At 41.5% G+C, this 260-nt stretch carries 1 protein-coding gene; it reads left to right on the forward strand.

All coding sequences use genetic code 11. The features are described from left to right. Positions 1 to 260: 2-amino-4-hydroxy-6-hydroxymethyldihydropteridine diphosphokinase (locus tag AAEY72_RS15410; RefSeq protein ID WP_352311472.1), on the forward strand; the 260-nt coding region annotated here is incomplete at both ends.

Genomic DNA, 260 nt, shown 5'->3' on the forward strand with positions numbered 1-260 from the left:
GGCGACATTTAAGCAAATTGAACAAGACAATGGCCGTATTCGAGGTGAGAAAAAATTCAGCCCGAGGAGCCTTGATATTGACTTATTGCTGTATGACGATGTTATTTGTGACATCCCCGTTGAATTGCCTCGTGGCGAAATTTTGTTTAATGCGTTTGTATTGTGGCCTCTGGCAGAATTAGTCCCTAATCTGTCTCATCCGGTGACGTTACAAAGCTATCAAACACTTTGGCAGAATTATGACAAACAGTGTCAACAAT

The organism is Psychrobacter sp. W2-37-MNA-CIBAN-0211 (assembly GCF_040309405.1).
Classification (GTDB): domain Bacteria; phylum Pseudomonadota; class Gammaproteobacteria; order Pseudomonadales; family Moraxellaceae; genus Psychrobacter; species Psychrobacter glaciei.